Genomic DNA, 4,738 nt, shown 5'->3' with positions numbered 1-4,738 from the left:
TACGCCGACATCCTCGGCCTCGACCACGTCGGCGTCGACGACGACTTCTTCGAACTCGGCGGCCACTCGCTGCTGGCCGTACGACTCATCTCCCGCATCCGCGCACTACTCGGCGTCGAGGTGGAAATCCGGGCGGTGTTCGAGACGCCGACGGTGGCCGACCTGGCAGCTGCCCTGCCGGAAGCCGATGCCAGTGGCACGGACGCCGCCAACAGCCGGCCAGTGCTGACCGTCCGGCCGCGCCCGGAGAACATTCCCCTGTCGTCCGGTCAGCGCCGCCTCTGGTTCATCGACCAGTTGGAAGGCCCCAGCCGGACCTACACCGTCCCCAACGTGCTGCGTCTGACGGGTGCCGTCGATCGGGATGCGCTGCGCGCGGCGGTGCGGGATCTGCTCGCCCGGCACGAGGTGCTGCGCACCGTGTTCGACGTCGTCGACGGTGAGCCGTACCAGCGGGTCCTGGAACTGGCCGACATGCCCGAGGTGCTGACGGTGGCCGACGTCGACGAGCGGGCACTCGACGACGCCGTCGCCGACGCGGCCGGGCACGGATTCGACCTGACTGTCGAGCCGCCGCTGCGGATGTGGCTGTTCACCACCAGCGCGGACGACCACACCCTGGTCGTGGTCATGCACCACATCGCCGGTGACGGCTGGTCCTGGACACCGCTGTCCCGAGACTTCTCGACCGCGTACGCGGCCCGCAGCAGCGGAGCCGCCCCCGAGTGGCCCCCGCTGCCGGTGCAGTACGCCGACTACGCCCTCTGGCAGCAGGAGCTGCTCGGCCACCGGGACAACCCGGCCAGCGTCCTCGAAAGGCAGGTCGCCTACTGGCGAAACACCCTGGCCGGCGCGCCCACCGAGCTGACGATGCCGATCGACCAGCCGCGACCCGCCGTGCCGGGACACAGTGGGCACAGCGTTCCGTTCGACGTGTCCGCCGAAGCCCACGTCGCCCTGGCGCGGTTGGCCCGGGCCGAGGGCGCGACCGTCTTCATGGTGCTACAAGCCGCCTTCGCGCTGCTGCTGTCCCGGCTGGGCGCCGGTACGGATGTCCCAGTCGGTACGGCCGTTGCCGGCCGCACCGACGAGGCGCTCAACGATCTCGTCGGGTTCTTCGTCAACACCCTCGTTGTGCGCAACGACCTGTCGGGCGACCCCACGATCACCGAGGTGCTGCGCCGGAGCCGTGAGGCCTGCCTGGCCGCCTTCGCCCACCAGGACGTGCCGTTCGAACGGCTGGTGGAGGAGTTGGCCCCGACCCGCTCGCTGGCCCACCACCCGCTGTTCCAGGTGATGCTCACCCTGCAGAACAACGACCACGCCGCCCTCGACCTGCCGGAGTTGGCGACCCGGCGCACCAACGGTGGATCGGTGGTGGCCAAGTTCGACCTCGAGGTCAGCGCCGAGGAGATCGTCGATGCCACCGGCGCGCCCGCCGGGCTGCGCGGGGTGCTGGTCGGGGCTGCGGACCTCTTCGAGGCCGAGACCGTGCGTCAACTGGCCAACCGGTTTGCACGCGTGGTGGAAACCGTCGTCGTCCGACCGGCGACCCGGCTCAGCGACGTCGACATCCTGAACGAAGCAGACCAACGCAGCCTCGCTGAGTGGGGGACCGGGCCAGCGCTGGCGGTGCCGGAGCGGACCGTACCGCAGATGGTCCGGGCCCAGGTCGCGCAGTCGCCGGGCGCGCCCGCCCTGGTCAGCGGCGGCGTCACACTGACCTATGCGGACCTCGACCAGCGAACCGACACTCTCGCTCGGCTGCTGGTAAGTCGCGGCGTCCGACCGGAGTCGGTCGTCGGGGTGTGCCTGGAACGTGGCATCGATCTTGTCGTCGCGCTGCTCGCGGTGCTCAAGGCCGGCGGCGCCTACCTGCCCGTCGATCCGACCTACCCGACCGAGCGGGTGCGACACCTCGTCCGCGACGCCGCGCCGGCCCTGGTGCTGACCACCAGCCGTACGTCGAAGATGCTGCCGCCCGACGTACCGATGGTCATGCTCGACGATGCCCTCGACGAATCGATCGACGCACCCCTTCCGCCCGCTACCACGCTGCTGCCGACCCATGCGGCGTACGTCATCTACACCTCCGGGTCGACCGGTCTCCCCAAGGGTGTCCAGGTCAGCCATGGCAGCCTGGCCAACCTGTGTACGGGACACCAGCGTTCGCTGCTGGCCGGCCCGGGACGGATGCGCGTCGCGCTCGGACTGTCAGTGTCCTTCGACGCGTCCTGGGACCAACTGACCGCCCTACTGAACGGCCACGAGTTGCACGTCGTCGACGCCGCCACCTGGAGCGACCCAGCGCTGCTGGTGCCGTGGCTCGGGGCCCACCGCATCGACGTCCTGGTTGCCACCCCCTCGCACGTCGAGGCGCTGCTCACCCATGGCCTACTCGACGACCCGGCTCAGCGTCCGACCCGAATCGCGCTCGGTGGTGAGGCCGTACCCGAATCGCTGTGGCGGCGGCTGCGCGCCACCCCCGACCTCGACGCTCTCAACATGTACGGCCCCACCGAGTGCACAGTCGAATCTGCGAGTGCCCGGCTCTCCGACACGGCGCGACCGGTCATCGGACGTCCCGTGGCCAACGCCCAGTTGTCCGTCCTCGACGCCCGGCTGCGTCAGGTGCCGGCCGGCGTGCCCGGCGAGCTGTACGTCCACGGCGCCGGTCTGGCCCGCGGCTACCTCCGCCGGCCCGCCCTGACCGGCGAACGCTTCGTCGCCAGCCCCTACCGGGCCGGCGAACGGATGTACCGCACCGGCGACTTCGTCCGGTGGACCACGGACGGGCACCTCGAATACCTCGGCCGCACCGACGACCAGGTCAAGATCCGCGGCTTCCGGGTGGAGCTGGGCGAGGTTCGGGCGGCCGTCGCGGCACACCCCGACGTGGCGCAGGCCGCGGTGGCGGTCCAGCAGGACCGCCTCGTCGCGTACGTGGTCGGCGGCGACGGCACCGGTGTACGGGAATCGGTGGCACGTCGACTGCCGGAGTACATGGTCCCGTCCGCGGTGGTGGTCCTCGACGCGCTCCCGCTGACGGCGAACGGCAAGCTCGACCTGGCCGCCCTGCCCGCACCCGCTCCGGTCAGCGGGGACGGCGTGGACCGCACCTCGTCCGACCCGCGCGAGGAACTCATCCGGGCCGCGTTCGCCGATGTGCTCGGCCTCTCCCGGGTCGCCGCCGACGCGGACTTCTTCGCTCTCGGCGGCCACTCGTTGCTCGCGGTGCGGCTGGCCAGCCGGATCCGCACCGTCCTCGGCGCCGAGGTACCGCTGCGCGCGATCTTCGAGGCGCCCACCGCAGCCGCGCTCGCCGCCAGGCTGGACACGACCCGACAGGCCCGCCCGTCCCTGGTCGCGGCCGCCCGGCCCGCCCGCGCACCGCTGTCGTTCGCGCAACGCCGACTGTGGTTCCTCGGCCAACTGGACGGTCCGTCGGCCGACTACAACCTGCCTGTCGTGCTGCGGATGCCGGACGCCGACGCCGAAGCGCTGAACAACGCACTGCGCGACGTCGTCGGCCGGCACGAGGCCCTACGTACGATCTTCGCGACGACCGAGGGTGAGCCTTACCAGCGGATACTCGACACGGCTGAGATCGACTGGCGGCTGGAGGTCCTCGACGGCGACGAGACGGACATCGCCGCCGCCACCCGACACCGGTTCGACCTGGCCTGCGAACTCCCGATCCGGGCCTGGCTGTTCAACGGCTGCGTGCTGGTCGTCGTCGTCCACCACATCGCGGCCGACGGATGGTCGATGGGTCTGCTGGCACGTGATCTCTCCGAGGCGTACGCCGCCCGGTCTGACGGCCGGGCACCGCAGTGGTCGCCGCTGCCGGTGCAGTACGCCGACTACGCGATCTGGCAGCGCGAGTTCCTGGGTGACGAGACCGACCCGAACAGCGTCATCGCCCAGCAGTTGGCGTACTGGCAGGCAGCACTCGCCGACGCGCCAGAGGATCTGCGGCTACCGACCGACCGGCCGCGGCCGGCCATCGCCAACCGGAACGGCCACCGGGAACCGCTACGGATCCCTGCCGACCTGCATGCCCGCCTACAGGAGTTGGCCCGCGCCGAGGGTGTCACAGTCTTCAACGCGCTGCAGGCCGCTCTGGCGGTGATGCTGTCGCGGCTGGGCGCCGGCACCGACATCCCGATCGGCACGGCAACTGCCGGACGAAACGACGAGGGCATCGACGACGTCGTCGGCTTCTTCGTCAACACCCTCGTACTGCGGACCGACGTGTCCGGGAACCCGACCTTCCGCGAGGTGCTGGTCCGCGCGCGGGAGACCGCACTGTCGGCGTTCGAACACCAGGACGTTCCGTTCGAGAAGCTGGTGGAGGAGTTGGCCCCGGCCCGATCGATGGCCCGGCACCCACTCTTCCAGGTCATGCTCACCTTGCAGAACAACCCCGAGGCGGTGCTGGACCTGCCCGGCATCCAGAGCGCCGCGCCGTCCATCGCCGCTGCCGCCACCGCCAAGTTCGACCTCGAATGGAGCATTGAGGAGACCCACGACGAAGCGGGCGAACCGGCGGGCCTTCGCGGTGCGTTGACCGCGGCCGTCGATCTGTTTGATGCGGGTTCGGTCAGTGGGCTTGTGGAGCGGTTCGTGCGGGTGTTGGCGGTGTTGGTTGATGAGCCGGGCGCGCGGGTGAGCGCTGTGGACGTGCTCGACGTGGATGAACGTTGGCAGTTGCTGTCCGGTTGGAATGACACGGCGG

1 protein-coding gene is annotated in these 4,738 nt (G+C 70.6%); it reads left to right on the top strand.

Translation table 11 applies throughout. The features are described from left to right. The coding region (locus ABZ406_RS30820) for an amino acid adenylation domain-containing protein (protein WP_357769083.1) at positions 1-4,738 on the top strand (4,738 nt) is incomplete at both ends.

It is taken from the genome of Micromonospora sp. NPDC005710 (assembly GCF_040630995.1).
In the GTDB taxonomy this organism is placed as follows: domain Bacteria; phylum Actinomycetota; class Actinomycetes; order Mycobacteriales; family Micromonosporaceae; genus Micromonospora.
This window is presented reverse-complemented; position numbering and strand designations above follow the sequence as displayed.